This is a genomic window from Paraburkholderia diazotrophica, assembly GCF_038900755.1.
GTDB classification, from domain to species: domain Bacteria; phylum Pseudomonadota; class Gammaproteobacteria; order Burkholderiales; family Burkholderiaceae; genus Paraburkholderia; species Paraburkholderia diazotrophica_A.
The window spans coordinates 1,117,196-1,134,108 of the sequence record NZ_JBBPEN010000001.1; the positions used below are offsets into that span (position 1 = coordinate 1,117,196).

The 16,913-nt window shown below is 64.6% G+C and carries 19 protein-coding genes; 8 read left to right on the plus strand and 11 right to left on the minus strand.

The genetic code is table 11. The features are described 5' to 3' along the window. Positions 1–25: 25 nt before the first annotated feature. The 7 genes from AABE10_RS05185 to AABE10_RS05215 all read right to left on the minus strand — a co-directional run bounded on the left by AABE10_RS05185 (position 26) and on the right by AABE10_RS05215 (position 5,888). Positions 26–937: a LysR family transcriptional regulator gene (locus AABE10_RS05185; RefSeq protein ID WP_342932183.1), complete on the minus strand. Its 912-nt coding sequence runs from the start codon at positions 935–937 to the stop codon at positions 26–28. Between the two features lie 75 nt (positions 938–1,012). After that, complete coding sequence (locus AABE10_RS05190) at positions 1,013–2,263, minus strand: acyl-CoA dehydrogenase family protein (protein WP_342932184.1); 1,251 nt, start codon at positions 2,261–2,263, stop codon at positions 1,013–1,015. Between the two features lie 40 nt (positions 2,264–2,303). After that, entirely contained in the window at positions 2,304–3,068 is a 765-nt protein-coding gene (locus AABE10_RS05195) for an SDR family oxidoreductase (protein WP_342932185.1), read from the minus strand. A 51-nt stretch (positions 3,069–3,119) separates the two neighbouring features. Then, positions 3,120–4,154, minus strand: a complete 1,035-nt coding sequence (locus AABE10_RS05200; RefSeq protein WP_342932186.1) for a phosphotransferase family protein — start codon at positions 4,152–4,154, stop codon at positions 3,120–3,122. Positions 4,155–4,178: 24 nt separating this feature from the next. After that, positions 4,179–4,853: a histidine phosphatase family protein gene (locus AABE10_RS05205; RefSeq protein WP_342932187.1), complete on the minus strand. Its 675-nt coding sequence runs from the start codon at positions 4,851–4,853 to the stop codon at positions 4,179–4,181. Between the two features lie 226 nt (positions 4,854–5,079). Next, positions 5,080–5,313: a hypothetical protein gene (locus AABE10_RS05210; RefSeq protein WP_342932188.1), complete on the minus strand. Its 234-nt coding sequence runs from the start codon at positions 5,311–5,313 to the stop codon at positions 5,080–5,082. 110 nt (positions 5,314–5,423) lie between these two features. Continuing rightward, positions 5,424–5,888, minus strand: coding sequence for an Lrp/AsnC family transcriptional regulator (locus AABE10_RS05215; RefSeq protein ID WP_342932189.1), 465 nt, complete (start codon positions 5,886–5,888; stop codon positions 5,424–5,426). Positions 5,889–6,020: 132 nt separating this feature from the next. Here AABE10_RS05215 and AABE10_RS05220 point away from each other — a divergent pair, with 132 nt between their 5' ends. After that, complete coding sequence (locus AABE10_RS05220; RefSeq protein WP_342932190.1) at positions 6,021–6,650, plus strand: LysE family translocator; 630 nt, start codon at positions 6,021–6,023, stop codon at positions 6,648–6,650. A 27-nt stretch (positions 6,651–6,677) separates the two neighbouring features. Here AABE10_RS05220 and AABE10_RS05225 read toward each other — a convergent pair whose 3' ends face one another. Continuing rightward, the gene (locus tag AABE10_RS05225) at positions 6,678–6,851 is read right to left on the minus strand and encodes a DUF1289 domain-containing protein (protein ID WP_342932191.1); all 174 of its coding nucleotides are present in this window, start codon (positions 6,849–6,851) and stop codon (positions 6,678–6,680) included. Positions 6,852–7,022: 171 nt separating this feature from the next. On the opposite strand from AABE10_RS05225, the gene AABE10_RS05230 reads away from it, so the two are divergent. Next, positions 7,023–7,343, plus strand: a complete 321-nt coding sequence (locus AABE10_RS05230) for a YnfA family protein (protein ID WP_342932192.1) — start codon at positions 7,023–7,025, stop codon at positions 7,341–7,343. A 237-nt stretch (positions 7,344–7,580) separates the two neighbouring features. Here AABE10_RS05230 and AABE10_RS05235 read toward each other — a convergent pair whose 3' ends face one another. Then, entirely contained in the window at positions 7,581–8,093 is a 513-nt protein-coding gene (locus tag AABE10_RS05235) for a DUF1993 domain-containing protein (RefSeq protein WP_342932193.1), read from the minus strand. Positions 8,094–8,404: 311 nt separating this feature from the next. Between AABE10_RS05235 and AABE10_RS05240 the strand changes: the two genes are divergently transcribed. The 5 genes from AABE10_RS05240 (at position 8,405) to AABE10_RS05260 (ending at position 13,599) form a co-directional block, all read left to right on the plus strand. Continuing rightward, positions 8,405–9,967, plus strand: coding sequence for a S53 family peptidase (locus tag AABE10_RS05240; protein ID WP_342932194.1), 1,563 nt, complete (start codon positions 8,405–8,407; stop codon positions 9,965–9,967). A 105-nt stretch (positions 9,968–10,072) separates the two neighbouring features. Then, positions 10,073–11,746 (plus strand): S10 family peptidase, encoded by a 1,674-nt coding sequence (locus tag AABE10_RS05245; protein ID WP_342932195.1) that lies wholly within the window; start codon positions 10,073–10,075, stop codon positions 11,744–11,746. A gap of 225 nt (positions 11,747–11,971) precedes the next feature. Continuing rightward, positions 11,972–12,577, plus strand: a complete 606-nt coding sequence (locus AABE10_RS05250) for a hypothetical protein (protein WP_342932196.1) — start codon at positions 11,972–11,974, stop codon at positions 12,575–12,577. A gap of 94 nt (positions 12,578–12,671) precedes the next feature. Further along, a complete protein-coding gene (locus tag AABE10_RS05255; RefSeq protein ID WP_342932197.1) occupies positions 12,672–13,037 on the plus strand; it encodes a hypothetical protein in 366 nt (121 codons plus the stop codon). A gap of 280 nt (positions 13,038–13,317) precedes the next feature. Next, positions 13,318–13,599: an RNA-binding protein gene (locus AABE10_RS05260; protein WP_090868280.1), complete on the plus strand. Its 282-nt coding sequence runs from the start codon at positions 13,318–13,320 to the stop codon at positions 13,597–13,599. A gap of 35 nt (positions 13,600–13,634) precedes the next feature. On the opposite strand, the gene nadE is transcribed toward AABE10_RS05260, so the two are convergent. Next, positions 13,635–14,471 (minus strand): ammonia-dependent NAD(+) synthetase, encoded by an 837-nt coding sequence (nadE, locus tag AABE10_RS05265; protein ID WP_342932198.1) that lies wholly within the window; start codon positions 14,469–14,471, stop codon positions 13,635–13,637. Positions 14,472–14,921: 450 nt separating this feature from the next. Between nadE and AABE10_RS05270 the strand changes: the two genes are divergently transcribed. Then, positions 14,922–15,839 (plus strand): L,D-transpeptidase, encoded by a 918-nt coding sequence (locus AABE10_RS05270; protein WP_428983260.1) that lies wholly within the window; start codon positions 14,922–14,924, stop codon positions 15,837–15,839. A gap of 143 nt (positions 15,840–15,982) precedes the next feature. On the opposite strand, the gene AABE10_RS05275 is transcribed toward AABE10_RS05270, so the two are convergent. Beyond that, positions 15,983–16,855, minus strand: a complete 873-nt coding sequence (locus AABE10_RS05275) for a DMT family transporter (protein ID WP_342932200.1) — start codon at positions 16,853–16,855, stop codon at positions 15,983–15,985. Positions 16,856–16,913 lie beyond the last annotated feature (58 nt).

The following is a 16,913-nucleotide window of genomic DNA, read 5'->3' on the forward strand; positions in this document are numbered from 1 at the left end:
CCGAAGCTCAACGCGCGGGCACGCGCTATTCGCGCGGCGGCTCGCGCATTTCGTCCATCAGCCGGATCACTTCGCCGCGCACCCAGCGGTTCGCCTGATCCTGCTCGCCGCTGCGATGCCAATACAGGTGCCATTCGAGCTTCGCCAGCGGAAACGGCAGTTCGAGAATGCGCGCGTCATAGCGCTGCAGCAACTGCACGGGTGCGGTGAGCGCGAGATCGGTGCGCATCGCGATCAGCGGCGCGACCATGTAGTGCTGCACGCGCATCTGCAATTGCCGCCGCTTGCCGAGCTTGTGAAGCTCGGCATCGACGAGCCCGCTGCCCTGGCGGCGGCTCGACACCTGAATGTGGCCGAGCGCGAGATAGTCGTCCATCGTCAGCATGTCGCCGGCAAACGGATGATCGTGGCGCAGCATGCATGCATAGCGGTCGCTGCCAAGCGGCGACTGATGCAGTTGGGGATCGTCGATGAGCGGCACGTCGATTGCGAAATCGATCTTGCCTGCCGCGAGCGCGGCGGCCACTTCGCTGCGCGGCGTGAAATAGCTTTCGATGCGCATGCCCGGCGCCTGTTGCTGCAACACTTCGCCGAGCGCGGGCAGCAAGATCGCTTCCATCAGATCGGGCATGCTGAGGCGAAACGTGCGCTCCGACGCGGCGGGCACGAACACGTCGCCTTCCGTCGCGCTCGTCTCCAGCAATTGCAGCGCTTCGCGCACGCGGCCGATGATGTTTTCCGAAAGCGGCGTAGGCACCATGCCCGACGGCGTGCTGACGAACAGGGGATCGTCGAACGCCTTGCGCATGCGCGCGAGCGCATTGCTGACGGCGGGTTGCGTGATGAACAGCATCTCTGCCGCGCGCGTCAGGTTGCGCTTGTCGTAGATCGCTTCAAATACGACGAACAGGTTCAGATCGAGCTTCGGTGGACGCATCGCACAGTCTCCTTTCGCCCGACATCATAAGCGACGGGTGGCCGTGGCCATGCGTCCTGCGCAACGCTGCAAGCTTCAATCGCGAGGCGGCACGTTCAGATACGCAGCGGACGCGCCCAACGTCTCCTTGCTTGCCTTGATCTCCATGCGCGCAATCGCTTGCAGATGCACCTCGTCGGGACCGTCCGCGTAACGCAGCGCGCGGCCCCAGGTCCAGTGGTCGGCGAGCGGCGTGTCGGGGCTCACGCCCATCGCGCCGAACACCTGCATTGCGCGATCGCAGACGGTCGTATGCAGTTGCGGAATCAGCGCCTTGATCATCGAGATTTCCTTGCGCGCCGCCTTCGCGCCCACTTCGTCGATGAGCCACGCGGTTTTCAGCACGAGCAGCCGCGCCTGATCGATTTCGATGCGCGACTTCGCGATCCACTCGCCGACCGTGCCGTGCTGATGCAAATACTTGCCGAACGTCTTGCGTTCCTGCGCGCGCTCGATCATCAGTTCGAGCGCGAGTTCCGCCGCGCCGATCGAGCGCATGCAGTGATGAATGCGCCCTGGCCCGAGCCGAGCCTGCGCGAGCGCGAAGCCGCCGCCTTCTTCGCCGAGCAGATTCGATGCGGGCACGCGCACGTTCGTGAACGTAACCTCGCAATGTCCTTCCGGCGAGACATGGTTCAGCACGGGAATGTTGCGCACGATCTTGACGCCCGTTGTGTCGGCGGGCACGAGAATCATGCTTTGCTGACGATGGCTCTCCGCATCGGGATCGGTTTTGCCCATCACGATGAAAATCTTGCAGTTCGGGTGCGCGGCGTTCGTGATGAACCACTTGCGTCCGTTGATCACGTAATCGTCGCCGTCGCGGCGGATCGACGTCGTGATGTTCGTCGCGTCCGATGAAGGCACGTCCGGCTCCGTCATCGCGAACGCAGAGCGGATCCTGCCTTCGAGCAGCGGCACGAGCCACTGGTCGCGCTGCGCGGGCGTCGCGAACATGTGCAGCAACTCCATGTTGCCGGTGTCAGGCGCATTGCAGTTGAAGGCCTCGGACGCCCACGAAATGCGCCCCATGATCTCCGCGAGCGGCGCGTATTCGAGGTTCGTCAGGCGCGTGCCGGGCTCGTCGTCCTTCAGATGCGGCAGGAACAGATTCCACAGGCCTTCGGCTTTTGCGCTCGCCTTCAGCTCTTCGATGAAAGAGACGGGATAGCGGCCCGCGTGCACTTCATCGAGCCATTGACGCTGACGCGGCACGATGTGCTCGTCCATGAACGCGCGCACGCGGCGGCGCAAGTCTTCAACCTTGGGGCTGTAGCCGAAATTCATGATGTGTGTCCTTTGTGTTCCTGCGTGCTCTTTGCGTGGGCTAGATCGTCAGGCCGCCGTCGACGACGATGCATTCGCCGTTCGTGTAGCTCGCCGCATCGGACACGAGATACAGCACCGTGCCCGCCATTTCGTGCGGCTCGCCGTGGCGGCGCAACGGGATGTTGTTGATCCAGTGATCGTAGATATCCTTGTTCTCGAACAGCGCGCCCGCGAACTTCGTTTTCGTGAGACCGGGCAGCAGCGCGTTCACGCGGATGCCGAGCGGTCCGCATTCCTTCGCGAACGCTCTCGTCATGTTGACGACGGCCGCCTTCGTGATCGAGTAGATGCCTTGCATGTCGCCGGGCTGCAATGCATTGACGGACGCCGTGTTGACGATCGCGCCGCGTCCTTGTTCTCTCATCAGCTTGCCCGCTTCCACCGACATGAAGAAGTACCCGCGCACGTTCACTTCGACGGTCTTGTTGTACGCGGCGAGATCCGTGTCGAGGATGTGCCCGAAGTACGGATTGGCCGCCGCGTTGTTCACGAGAATGTCGAGCCGCCCATGTTTTTCGCGGATATGCGCGAACGTCGCGGCAATGTCCTCCATGCGGCCGACGTGGCACGCGAGCGCTTCGGCGCGGCCGCCCGCATCGCGTATGCTCGCCGCCACCTGCTCGCAGTCGTCGACCTTGCGGCTCGATACGATCACATGCGCGCCCTGTTCGGCGAGCAGCTTCGCAATCGCTTCGCCGATGCCGCGGCTTGCGCCCGTGACGAGCGCGATGCGGCCCGTGAGGTCGAAAGGGTTTGTGCTCATGGGTGTCTCCTTCATGTCTTTATCGATGAACGGGATGAATGCGATGAACGGCTAGACGATCAGCTCGGCGCCGAGTTGCGCGAGCGGTTCGACCATCGCGCCGACGTCATGCGCCTGCGCGCTCGACGCATTGCCTTGCAGCGCGCGCGCCTTCACGCCCTGCGCAATCGAAGCGAGCCGGAAGAAGCTGAACGCGAGAAAGAAAAACCAGTTGTCGAGCGCGGGCAGGCCGCGCAGCGCGCAGTATTGCGCGACGATCTCGTCCTCTTCGGGCACGCCGAGCGCCGCGCGGTCCTGGCCGCGCAGCCCCGGAATATGGCCGTCCGACGGCAGGCGCAGGCACATGCAGAAGTACGCGAGATCGGCGAGGGGATGCCCGAGCGTCGACAGTTCCCAGTCGAGAATCGCGCGCACGCGTGGGGTGTCGTTCGCGAAAATCAGGTTGTCGATGCGGAAGTCGCCGTGAACGAGGGACGGGCGCATGTCCGGTGTATCGGCGGGACAGTGCGCGGGCAGCCAGTCGATCAGCGCTTCCATCGCCGCGATGCGTTTCGTTTCGGCGGCGCGGTATTGCTTCGTCCATACGCCGATCTGACGCTCGAAGTAGTTGCCGGCGCGCCCGTAGTCGCCGAGTCCCACCGCTTGCGGATCGACGTCGTGCAGCGCCGCGAGCGTCTGCACGACAGCTGCGTAGTAGCCGCGCCGCGCGTCGCGGTCGACGTCGGGCAACGCGGGGTTCCAGAAGATGCGCCCTTCCTCGTAGCTCATCAGGTAGAACATGCTGCCGATCACGTCGCGGTCCTCGCACAGATGCAACGCGCGCGCGACGGGCACGGGCGTGCCGGCGAGCGCGCGCAGCACGCGATATTCGCGGTCGACGGCATGCGCCGACTTGAGCAGTTGTCCGGGCGGCTGCCGGCGCAGCACATAGCGCTCGCCTTGCGCTTCGATCAGCCAGGTCGGATTGGACTGGCCGCCCGCAAATTTCGTCGCGCTCATGGGGCCGCGAAAGCACGCGATGTGCTGTTCCAGATAGTGCGCAAGCCGCTCGATATCGAGCGTGGTGTCGTGTCGATCGCGAGTCATGTCGTTCGATGTGTCGCTCGTGGGCTAGCCGTAGGTTTGAAAAGCGCGCCGCTGCGGATCGTCGAGATGGCTGATGCCGTTGAAGCTCGATAGCTGCAGCGTGTGGCCATTGAAGAAGTAGTGGCTGACGCTGCTATTGCGGATCTGCATGTTGAGCGCGATGGCCGTCGCGGCGGGCGAGTGCAGGATCTGCTGCGTCAGCGCGGCGATCACGCCGCCCGAGCTGACCACCAGCACGCGCTGTCCGCCGCCGTGCTGGATCGCGGCGCGCGCATCGGCGACGCGTTGCTGGAAGGCGCTCCACGTTTCGGGCGCGCAGTCATCGAGCGCGCCTTCCGCCCACAGATGCAGCACTTGCCGCAGCGCCTTGAAGAAATCACGCGAGCTTGGGGTCGCGCGTCGGGCGACATCGGCGTGCTCGTCGCCGAGCGCGCGAAAAAGCGCGTGGAAATCGTATTCGTCGAGACCCGGGTGGACCTCGCACTCGACGGGCGGCGCGCCCAGGCCGCGCCAGATCGCGTCGACGGTTTGCGCGTGGCGTCGCAGCGTGCCCGACATCACGCGGTCGAACGCGATGTCGCGCTGCGCGAAGTATTCGCCGAGCCAGATGCCTTGCTGTTCGCCAGTCGCCGAGAGCCGGTCGTAGTCGTTCGCGCCCAGCGACGCCTGGCCATGCCGTACCAGATAGAGTTCCGCCATCGCTTGCTTCGCCTTGCAGAAAGGTGAGGCCAGCATAGCGGCGGGTTGCGCATTCCTGAAGTTTATTTGGTGAATCTGACGCGATTCATCATGATGATGAGTGTGCGCAACTAACTGTCAGTCGCTCTGCGCTGCCGCCTTCGCCGCGGCGAGGCGTTCGATGACGCGTCTCGCGCGCCTTCCGCGAGACGCGCCGAACGCCATCAACATCCGGCGCATAGACCGTTCAACGGTTGCCGTCAAGCAGGTCGTTCAGCAGCGTATCGAACTCGGCTTGCGCGTCTTCGAGTTCCTGTAGCGCGGCGTCGAACGTCTGAAGCGCCATCTGCGACGGCCGGCCGCTGCCCGCCGGCGGGAACTGCGATTGCAGCGCGGCGAACGCGGTCTGCACCTGCTTCGTCGCGTTCAGGACGCGCTCCATCGCGCGGGTTTCTTCGGCTCGCGCCGCTTCGTGATCCATGCTCATGCTCCGTGATTCGTGATGTGCCGCAATGGCGAGGCGCCCACTATGCCACGAGTTCGCGGCGCGTCGCCGGGCAGTTCGCCTTGACCGCGTCTGGCGATGCGTCGTCAGAGGAGCGGCAAGCCGCCATTGGCCTTCACTTCGCGCAACGATAGCGACGATTCCACCGAGGTCACGCCCGGCAGACTGCGCAGCTCGTCGCGCATGAACGTGCCGTAATCGTCGAGGTCGCGCGCGACCACCTGGAGGATATAGTCCGCGCTGCCCGATACGTTGTGACACGAAAGGATGCGCGGGATCGCGAGAATCTCGCGCTCGAAGCGCGTCGCCGTCGCGCGATCGTGCACGGCGAAGCGCACGTACACGAACGATACGACGCCGAGTCCCAGCGCCGCACGCGACAGCACCGCGCGATAGCGCTCGATCGTGCCGTCGCTTTCGAGCCGCTTCAGCCGCCGCGCGCACGGCGTTTCGCTGAGGCCAACCCTTTCGGCGAGCTTCGCATTCGACATCCGCCCATCCGTTTGCAAGGCCGCGAGGATCGCGAGGTCTGTTTTGTCGAGGTCGTTCATGTTGGGCGGAATGTCATTGATGATTTGAAAATTTTAGGGCATTCCGCTAATCTTTGGCGCTGCAAGACCGAAAAACGCCAGCATTCGCTAGCAGGGCGAAGGCATATGAAGGCCTCTAAACGTGAGGTCGTCATGGTTTCCGCTCATCTTCTGATCATGTATGTGGCCGCGCTCGTCGTGGTCTTTGCGCTGCCCGGCCCGGACATGGCGCTCGTGCTTCAGACGAGCATCGGCCGCGGCGCGCGCACCGGTTTCGCGGCCGCCGCCGGACTCGGCATTTCACGCGCGACGCACGTGACGCTGTCCGCGTGCGGCGTCGCCGCGCTGCTGCGCAACGCGCCGTGGCTGTACGAAGTCGTGCGCTATGGCGGCGCGATTTACCTGGCATGGGTGGCCGTGCAGATTTTCCGCTCGCCCGTGTTCGCGATGCCGACGGCTGGCGCGCAGCCCGGTGGAAGCCGTCCGCTGCGATCGGCATTCGTCAAGGGGCTGCTGACGAACCTGCTGAATCCGAAGGCGCTTCTGTTCTGCTCGGTGCTGCTGCCGCAATTCGTGCGTCCCGAGGCGGGGCAGGTCGCGTGGCAGGTGATCGAACTGGGTGTCGTGCTGGTGGTGATCGGCGCATGCTTCGATGCCGCTTATGCTGTCGGCGCCGCGCGTATCTCCGGCTGGGTGCGCTCGCATCCGCTTGCGCAGACGTTGCAGCGCTGGACATTTTCTGCGGCGCTGATCGGCTTCGCGGTGCGTCTGTCGCTCGACTGAGCGGCCACCGCCCCGCGCCGTTTCCGACTACTTGCGAATCATCGCCGCGCGCTCCGAATTTTGGCCGATGACCTTGCGGCGATGCTTGTCCTTCATCTTCTTCCACCCTTTGCACTCTTCGCGGGTGCGCAGACAGCCGAGGCAATAGCCGGTCTTGCTGTCGAACTTACAGATGTCGATACAGGGCGATTTGACACTCATGCTGGTTTGCTCGTGATCGTTGAACGGCGGCGAGCGACGACTGTCGCACGCCGCTCCGGGCACGCGCAAAGTGATTGTGTTAATAAGAGCGATAGACGGCGGGGCCGATGTTCTCGCCGACGCTCTTGCGCACGCCGCGCGCGGATCGACCGATCACTCCCACATCTGCTGATGAAAACTCTGTTGCTCTATGTCGTGACCGCGATCGCCGAGATCGTTGGCTGCTATCTGCCCTGGCGCTGGCTCAAAGACGGTGGCTCTGCGTGGCTGCTGGTGCCGGGCGCGTTGAGCCTCGCGCTGTTCGCGTGGCTGCTGACGTTTCATGGCACGGCGGCCGGCCGCGTCTACGCCGCATATGGCGGCGTGTACGTGGCCGTCGCGATCCTCTGGCTCTGGGGCGTCGATCACGTGCGCCCGAGCGCGTGGGATCTCGCGGGTGTGGCGCTCACGCTGGCGGGCATGGGGATCATCGCGTTCCAGCCGCGTGTTTGATGTTCCGTCTGAGGGGCCGGCTGGCGGCGCGTCTGACGGCTCATTTGACGGCTCGTTCGATGGCTCATTCGGCGGCTCATTCGATGGCTCATTCGGCGGCTTATTCGATGGCTTATTCGATGGTCTTCCTGATCGCCCATTCGATGCAGCCGTTCGCCGCCTGTTGACCGGGATGAGCGCGAACGGGCGAGCCAGTTCGCGCCAGTTCGCGTTTCCGACAGTAGTGCTGATCCCGCGCTAGCTGTTCGGCTTGCCGAGGTAATCGAGCTTGCCGACTTCCACACCGTTGTGACGCAGGATGTCGTATGCCGTCGTGATGTGGAAGTAGAAGTTCGGCAATGCGAAGCCAAGCAGATAAGACATACCGGTGAATTCGACCGGGCCACTGCGCATTTTCAGCGTCACTTCGCGCGTTTCCGAACCGTCGATCTGCGCGGCGTTGAACTCCTTCAGATAATCGATCGTTTTCTGAATGCGGGCGTGCAGTTCATCGAACGCGAACTCCACGTCTTCGTACTTCGGCGCCTCGACGCCTGCGAGACGTGCCGCGCAACCCTTCGCGGTGTCCGTCGCGATGTGCACCTGACGGGCGAGCGGGAGCATGTCCGGGAAGAGGCGCGCGCCCGTGAGCACGGACGGATCGATCTGTTTTTCCGCCGCGTGCGCCTGGCCCTTGCCTAGAATCGCCTGCAGGTTCGTGAGGCCGCGAATCAGCACGGGAATGGATGCCTGATACATCGAGATGGTCATGGGTGGTCCTCGAATTCGGGGTTCTCGCGCGCCCTCCGGCACGCGGTCGCATAGCGTAACGCAACAGCGCATTTGCTGCTGGAGCAGCGTACCGCGATTTCGATGCACGACAAAAGCTAGCCGTTCGGCCAGGTGTCGGGCGTGCAGGAACTGTGTTCGAATCGATTGGTCGGACGGTTGGTTTTCTGTCTCACGACGAATGCGTATTCGCGGCGCGACGGGCCTTGCAGCGCTCCCGTCCGCATGTGCCCGCCATGCGCCCGTCGTGTGTCTAACCCGTGGCCCCGCCATGCACTGGGAGAATCGAAACCATGACGAAACATCCATTGCCAGGCAGCGAACGCCAGGTCGCAGCCGGTTCGAAGGTCGTCGCGCAGTGCGACCCGTCGGAAACGATTCAGGTCGTAGTCGTGCTGCGCCGCAAGGACGAGCAGCAATTCGCGCAGTTGATGAAGAAAATCGAGGCGGGCGCGCCGGACGCAAAGCCGTTGTCGCGCGACGAGCTCGAGCAGCGGTTCGGCGCGGCCGCTGAAGACGTCGCGAAACTCAAGGCCTTCGCGTCGCAACATGGGCTGGCCGTCGTGCGCGAGGACGCTTCGGCGCGCACGGTCGTATTGAGCGGCACGATTGCGCAGTTCCAGGCCGCGTTCGACGTCAAGCTGCAGCACTACGAGCATCATTCGATGGGCCAGTTTCGCGGCCGCACGGGCGCGATCAGCGTGCCCGACGACCTGCACGGCGTCGTGACGGCCGTGCTCGGTCTCGACAACCGTCCGCAGGCAAGGCCGCATTTCCGCATCCGTCCGCCGTTCGCGCCGGCGAAGGCGCGCGAGGCGGCTTCGTTCACGCCGCTGCAGCTCGCGTCGATGTATCAGTTCCCGCAGGGCGACGGCAGCGGCCAGTGCATCGGCATCATCGAACTGGGGGGCGGCTATCGCACTACCGATCTGAACAGTTATTTTTCGAGCCTCGGCGTGGGCTCGCCGAAGGTCGTCGCCGTCGGCGTCGACCAGGGCGGCAATCATCCGACGGGCGATCCGAACGGACCGGACGGCGAAGTCACGCTCGACGTCGAGATCGCCGGCGCAATCGCGCCTGCCGCCACGATCGCCGTGTACTTCACGACCAACAGCGACGCCGGCTTTATCGACGCCGTCAGCCGCGCCGTGCACGACACGAAGAACAGGCCTTCCGTGATTTCGATCAGTTGGGGCGCGCCGGAAAGCGTGTGGACGGCGCAATCGATGACGGCCTTCAACGACGTGCTTCAGTCGGCGGCGGCGATCGGCGTGACGGTGTGCGCGGCGTCGGGCGACAGCGGCTCGACCGATGGCGTGGGCGACGGCAGCGATCACGTCGATTTCCCTGCGTCGAGCCCCTATGTGCTCGCGTGCGGCGGCACGAGCGTGCAAGGCGCGGGGCAAAAGGTCACGCATGAAGTCGTCTGGAACGATGGCGCGGACGGCGGCTCGACGGGCGGCGGCGTGAGCGGCGCGTTCCCTGTCCCCGCCTGGCAGGAAGGACTGTCCACGTCAGGCACGCAGGGCGGAAAGACGGCGCTGGCGGGGCGCGGCGTGCCGGATGTTGCAGGCGATGCGTCGCCGCTCACCGGCTACGACGTGCTCGTCGACGGCAACAACACGGTGGTGGGCGGCACGAGCGCCGTCGCGCCGCTGTGGGCGGCGCTGATCGCGCGCATCAACGGCGCGAAGGGCACGCCCGTCGGCTTCGTCAATCCTAAGCTGTACAAGGCGGCGGGCGCCTGCAACGACATCACGCAGGGCAACAACGGCAGTTATGCGGCGACCACGGGGTGGGATGCCTGCACGGGATTGGGTAGTCCCAATGGTGTGAAGGTGGCGGCGGCTTTATAGTCTGAACAGCGGGCGCTCGTATGTCGGAGCGTCATGCTTCAGGCGGCGATGAAGGCATCGCAACACAAGACCAGGCAACATGTGTACGCATTCGATGGAGCGATCATGACGAATACCGAATCAGCTTCCGGCAGTTTGCAGTCGCCTCACAATTCTCAGGCCGCGCATGGGTCGACGGCTGCGAGCGTGCCGCACGCCACCGGCGACAAGCCGTTCTTCGATCCCGTCGCCTATGGTAACGGGCCCGATGACTCGGTCACCGACACCAGCGAGGGCGCCGCGATCACGAAGCACACGGTCGCGATCGGCGGCAAGAAGTTCAACTACACGGCAACGGCGGGCCATCTGGTAACGGTCGATCCGTCGAGTTCCCAGCCGAGCGCGAAGATGTTCTACGTCGCGTTCACGCAGGACGATCAGAAGGAGGAGACACGGCCCCTCACGTTCTTCTACAACGGCGGGCCCGGGTCGTCGTCGGTGTTCGTGCTGCTCGGATCGTTCGCGCCGCGCCGCATCAAGACGTCGATGCCGGGCTTCACGCCACCCGCGCCGTATCAGATGGAAGACAACCCGGACAGCCTGCTCGACAAGAGCGACCTGGTGTTTATCAACCCCGTGGGCACGGGCTACTCGGCGGCCGTCGCGCCGCGCAAGAACCGCGACTTCTGGGGCGTCGACCAGGACGCGGACTCGATCAAGCAGTTCATCAAGCGCTTTCTGACGAAAAACAACCGCTGGAATTCGCCGAAATTCCTGTTTGGCGAGTCATACGGCACGGCGCGCAGCTGTGTGCTCGCATACAAGCTGCATGAGGACGGCGTCGATCTGAACGGCGTCACGCTGCAATCGTCGATTCTCGATTACACGCAGGCGGGCAACCCGGTCGGCGCGCTGCCCACGGCCGCCGCGGACGCGTGGTATCACAAGAAGCTCGGCGTCGCGCCACGGCCGACGGACCTCGGCCAGTTCGTCGAAGAAGTGGCGCAGTTCGCGCGCACCGACTATCTGAATGCGCTGCGCAAGTTTCCGACCACCGACAATGCAGTGGTCGAAAAGCTGAGCGAATACACGGGCATCGACAAGACCACGCTGCTCGCGTGGAGCCTCGATATTGCCGGCTACGACAGCCGTGGCAATTCGCTGTTCCTGACCACGCTGCTCAAGTCGCAGGGGCTTGCGCTCGGCGCGTATGACGGTCGCGTGACGGCGATCGACACGGGCATCGCGGGCAAGATCGATCCGAACTCGGGCGGCAACGATCCGACCATGACGGCCGTCACGGGCGTCTACACGACGATGTGGAACGTCTATCTGAACGAGCAGTTGAAGTTCACGTCGAACTCGGCGTTCACCGACCTGAACGACCAGGCGTTCAAGTACTGGGACTTCAGCCATATCGACCCGACGGGCGAGCAGAAGGGCGTCGACAGCAAGGGCAACATCATCCTGTACACGGCGGGCGACCTCGCGGCCGTCATGGCGCTCAACGTGGATCTGAAGGTGCTATCGGCGAACGGCTTCTACGATTTCGTCACGCCGTTCTATCAGACGGTGATCGATTTGCAGCAGATGCCGCTGCTCAGCCAGCAGGTGCGGGACAATCTGTCGGCGCGCTTCTATCCGTCGGGGCATATGGTGTATCTCGACGGCGGCTCGCGCACCGCGCTCAAGGCCGATCTCGCGGCGATGTACGAGTCGACGGTGAGCAACACGGAGGCGCTCGGGCGCGTGCGCGCATTGCAGGCGCGAACCGCGGCGAGGACGTCAGGCACGCACTAGTGCCTCGCGACACCGGCGCGTGTCCGCGCTGGCGCGGGCGCCGCGTTCGGAGCGCAAAGGCAAGGGCATCGCGGCAGGTTTCGCGATGCCCTGGATGTCTCTGATGCTCTCAGCATCGAAAAGCCGAAGCGATTCGGGGCGGTCGTATTTACGTCATGTGGCCCGGATGTGTTTTAATTGTCTGCCGAATTAACTCTTCCGCGTCGTGACGACGCGCGCTGATTAATGAATGCAGCGAAGGCGAACGCGCTCGACGAGGCGCACACGAGTCGAATCGAATCATCCGCGCGTTGCGACACGCGTGCGGGCGTCGCGCGAACGATGCGCAAGCGTTGCACGATGCTCGCCGCGATAGTGGCGGGATTGCATCTGCATATGCCCGTCGCGTTCGCACAGGACGCGACGATGCTCGACGAGCGCGTCACGCAGGAAACCATCGCCGAAACGATTTGCAAGCCGGGTTACGCGGATACGGTGTCGCCGCCGTTCGACAACCTGATGGCGCACAAGGACCGGCTGCTGTCCGAGCATGGCATCGATCCCGATCACGGCACGCGCTATGCGCTGGATCGTCGCGTGCCCGTCGTGCTGGGCGGTTCGCCGGATGCGCCGGACAACCTCGATCTTCTGCCATGGGGCGGGCATCGTGGGGAGCGTCGCAAGGAACTGCTGACGGCGAAGCTCAAGCGCTGTGTTTGCGAAGGGCGCATGTCGCTGAGCGACGCGCAGGCCGCCATCGCGGGCAACTGGTCAGCCCACTATGCGGGCTTCGGCAGCGCGCCTTGCGCCGACGATCGAGGCGTCGCGCTGAGCGGCAACGATGGCTCCTGAGGCTCGCTGCATCGGCTGCCGTCGGCTACTGGGTCCGAGTCCGCTTTCACGGCGGCCGGAACACCGGCGAACTGTCACCTTCTGGAGAATCGACATGAAGCAACTCTTTCGCGCAACCATCGCGGCCGTCGTGGCCACGCTCGGCTGTGTTGCCACCAGCCACGCCGCATTCGCCGCGACGCCGTCGCCGCAGCCGTGCGGCAAGAACGACGCATTGCAGATTCGCGGCGATACGCCCGGCGCGATCAGCTACGACGTATACAGCCAGTTGCGGCCCCTGACGGCGCGGCGTCTCGCGCTCTTCCAGGAAGCCGGCACCGTGAAGCGACTGCCTGACGGGCTCGACGTATGCGAGATCGCCGATGACGGCGTCGCCGATCCGACAGCCGTGCTCGTGCATGTGCCGCGAGGCAAGATGGCGTGGTGGGTGAGCGCGGCGAACGTCGAAGACGCGGACTGATTTCGCACGCGCGAGCCCGAGTGCGGTTTGCTGCGCAGCGCGATTGTGGCTACGCTGGGAGACTGCGAGTCGAGGTCCACAGCTTTGCGTGGGACCAGAGCAAGGCGTGGGACAAGAGTAAGTGCTAAAGCACCAACTCCCGCCGACAGCTAACGCTCCAACTCCGGTCGACCGCTCTGCGTGGGACCAGAGTAAGGCACTAAGGCACCAACTCCAGCCGACAGCAAAACCAAGAATCGCTGCGTCTGCGTGACCATCATCAACGGAGGGCGTCGCGCGTATGAAGATCATCGTGTGGAACATTCCCGAGTCGTGCTCCGAGCAGGAAGTGCGCGATTTTCTCGGCCGCGAACTCGGCCACTATGCGAAAGAGATCGAAGTGTTCGAGCAGGGCACGCCGAACGCCTATGCGAACGTGGACGTCGACGCCGACGAACCGTATGTCGCCGATATCATCGCGCAGCAGTTCAATGGCAAGCTCCTGGGCGGCGTTCCGCTGCAGGTCAGCGCCGTGCCGTTCGGCAGCAACGAGACGCCGCCGACGCCGCCCCGTCGCGAATAGCGCCTGCACGCGGGTCCGTGAAACGAAACGCGCGCTCAGCCGAACGGCGTATAAGGCAGCGCGCGCTTGTGCCGGGTGCTTTCGTAGAAGCGCATGACGGTTTCGAATACCGCGTCGCTGACGGGCTTGCCTTCAAGGAAATCGTCGATATCGTCGTAGCGGATGCCGTATGCGTCCTCGTCCGGACGTTGGGGGCGCAACATCTCGAGGTCGGCGGTCGGCACCTTGTGCGAGAGTGCGTCGCTGGCGCCGAGTGCAGCCGCGAGCGCGCGCACGCGCCGCTTGTTCAGGCCCGCGAGCGGCAGAACGTCGGCGCCGCCGTCGCCGAACTTCGTGAAAAAACCCATCACCGATTCTGCGGCGTGATCCGTGCCGATCACGATCCCGTGCCGCGCGCTCGCTGCCGCGTACTGCGCGATCATCCGCTCGCGTGCCTTGATGTTGCCGTGCACGAAGTCGCGTTGCGAATCGTCGTCAAATCGCAGGCCGCTCGCTGACAAAGCGTCGAGCATCGCGTCGGCGGCGGGGCGGATGTCGACGGTCAGCGTTTCGTCGGCGCGGATGAACGCGAGCGATTGCTGCGCGTCCGTTTCGTCGTGCTGCACGCCATGCGGCAAACGCATCGCGACGAAGCGCGCTTCGTACTGCGTGCTGCGCAGTCGCTCCACCGCGAGTTGCGCGAGGCGCCCCGCCGTCAATGAATCGACGCCGCCGCTGATGCCGAGCACATAGGTCGAAAGCCCGCTTGCGCGAAGGTAGTCGGCGAGAAATGCGACGCGCTGCTCGATCTCGTGCGCGGCGTCGAAAGTGCCGGCGACGTGCAGTTCCGCTGCGATCTGCCGCTGACGCGCGGCGCGTTCGTGCTGGTCCATCGAAGCCCCCTGGAAAGCGCGCTGACATGAGCGCCGATGATTGCATGAATGCGCCGGATTGGGTGCGCCGGCATGCGTTGTCTGGTTTAATGTCGAATAACCATAATCGAATCTCGACATTAAGGCTTTAGATCGATGATGCACGGCCGTCAATCATCGGAAAGCACTGCGTTACGCGTTTGTCATTTTTCAGCGAGCGGGGTCCGGGCGCGTCGGCGCCGGATTCATAAACGTCCGGCGGCACGCCACAAGCGGCTGTGCGGGTTTGGCAACAGGCAGTGATGTTCGACCACAATGAACCGCAAAAAAGAGAACATGGCAGTTCGTCCGCCTGCACGAGAGAGGGCGGAATCACAAGACGATGCAGGGCACAGTGTCGACGGGGCGAGCCGAAGGGCGAAAATCGCGGGATCGCGGCGGCGCGCGCGCTTCGTCGCGGCTCGGCTCGCGTTGAGCTTTTTCTCTGCGTCGGCGCTGGCCGTGCCGGCGTTCGTCGCAAGTCTCCATGCCGCGCATGCTGCCGATGCGCTGCCAGACGCGGCGAATCCCGCCGTCGATGCGTCGGCCGTCGCAGCCCGCGATGCCGCGGGTGGCGCGGACCCGCGTCGCGCGCTGTTGATGCGCGACGTGTTCGCGCGCAACGTGACACGCCGCCTGAAGGTGCCCGTCGCCGAGCAGCGCGCGTATGGCGATCGCTTGCAGCAGGCGCTCGAGCAGGACGAGCTTGGGAACCTGTCGGGCGAGTATGCGGTGCTCGTCGATCGCAATGAAAACGTGCAGGCGCTCTTCATCTACTTTCGCGCGATACCCGCCGACGCGTGGCAGATGATCGGCGCGTCGCCCGTCGCGACGGGACGGCCGGGCCAGTACGATCACTTCATCACGCCGCTCGGCGTGTTCGAGCACACGCCGGACAACATGGATTTCCGCGCGGAAGGCACGATGAACGACAACGGCATCCGCGGCTACGGCGCACACGACATGCGCATCTTCGACCTCGGCTGGGCGCAGGCCCAGCGCGGCTGGGGCAAGGGCGGCATCTCGCAGATGCGGTTTCAGATGCACGCGACCGATCCCGACAAGCTCGAGCCGATTCTCGGCATCCGGCACTCGAAAGGCTGCGTGCGGATGCCGGCTTCGCTGAACGTGTTTCTCGACCACTACGGCATTCTCGATCGCGAATACGAGGCGCTCGTCGACGACGGCAGGTCGCTGTGGGTGCTGCATTCTGATCGCATCGCGACACCGTGGGCGGGCCGCTACATTGTCGTCGTCGATTCGCAGCGCAAGGCGCGGCCCGCCTGGTCGCCGCCACCGAGCAGGAGAGTCCGCGCACAGGTGCCGCCGGGTGCCGATACGGCGGATTGATGCCGGATGACCCTTCGGCGGTGCGTTGCGGTTGGCTTTGGGCATTCACGATCGCGCCGTCAACAGCGCGCATCCACGATCACGCATTCGCGACCTCATACTCACGACCACACACCCACAACCGCGCAATCGCAGCAGCCCATTCAAGACCGCGCGAGCAACACGCCGATCAGCGCGACGACAAAGCCCGCCACCTGCGCAACAGTCAGCGTTTCGCCGAATCCGATGTAGCCTTCGACGGCCGCGAGCGGCGGCGCGAGAAAGAGCAGCGCCGTCGCGCGCGATGCGTCGCCGCGCCGGACCATCCAGACGAGCAGCGTGACGCTCACGCCCGACAGCATCACGATGCCCCACGCGAGCGACACCCACAGCGCCGGCGACGCAATCCATTTGTGCTCGCCGAGCGCCAGCGCGAACGCGAGCACGACGATGGCCGCGCCGAAGTTCTGCACGGCGCTCGCGCTGCGAATATCGGCCTTCGATAGGGAAGTCTTCTGGATCAGCGTGCCTGCCGTGATCGCGCAGACGGCGAGTATCGACACGGCGACGACCAGCCATTGAGGCACGCCGCTTTGCGCGACGCTCAGATCCGTGGTCGCGAGCTTTGGCTCCAGCACGAGCGCGACGCCTGCGAGGCCGAGCAGCATCCCCGTCCAGCCGCGCGCGGACAGACGTTCGCCGAACAGCGGCGCGGCGACGGCGGCCGTCAGAAGCGGCTGCAACGCGCCGAGCAGCGCCATGATGCCCGCGCTCATGCCTTGCGCGACGGCCCAGTAGCCCGCGCCAAGATAGACGCCTTGCAGCAGCGCGCCCGCGATCAGATGCTTGCCGAGCGCGCGGCCCGTCGGCCATTCGACGCGCGCCAGCAGCGCGGCCACCATGAACAGCAGCGCCGTGCTGCCGAAGCGCGCGAGCAGAAAGAGATTCGGATCGGCGTAAGGCTTGATCGCGCGGGCGACGACGAAACCCGTCGACCAAAGGACGACGAATACGACGGCATTGAGAAAAGCCAGCATCGGAAAGCATGGGAAGCGGACGAAGCTCGCAGTATCGGTGCAAGAGGGGCAGGCCGTC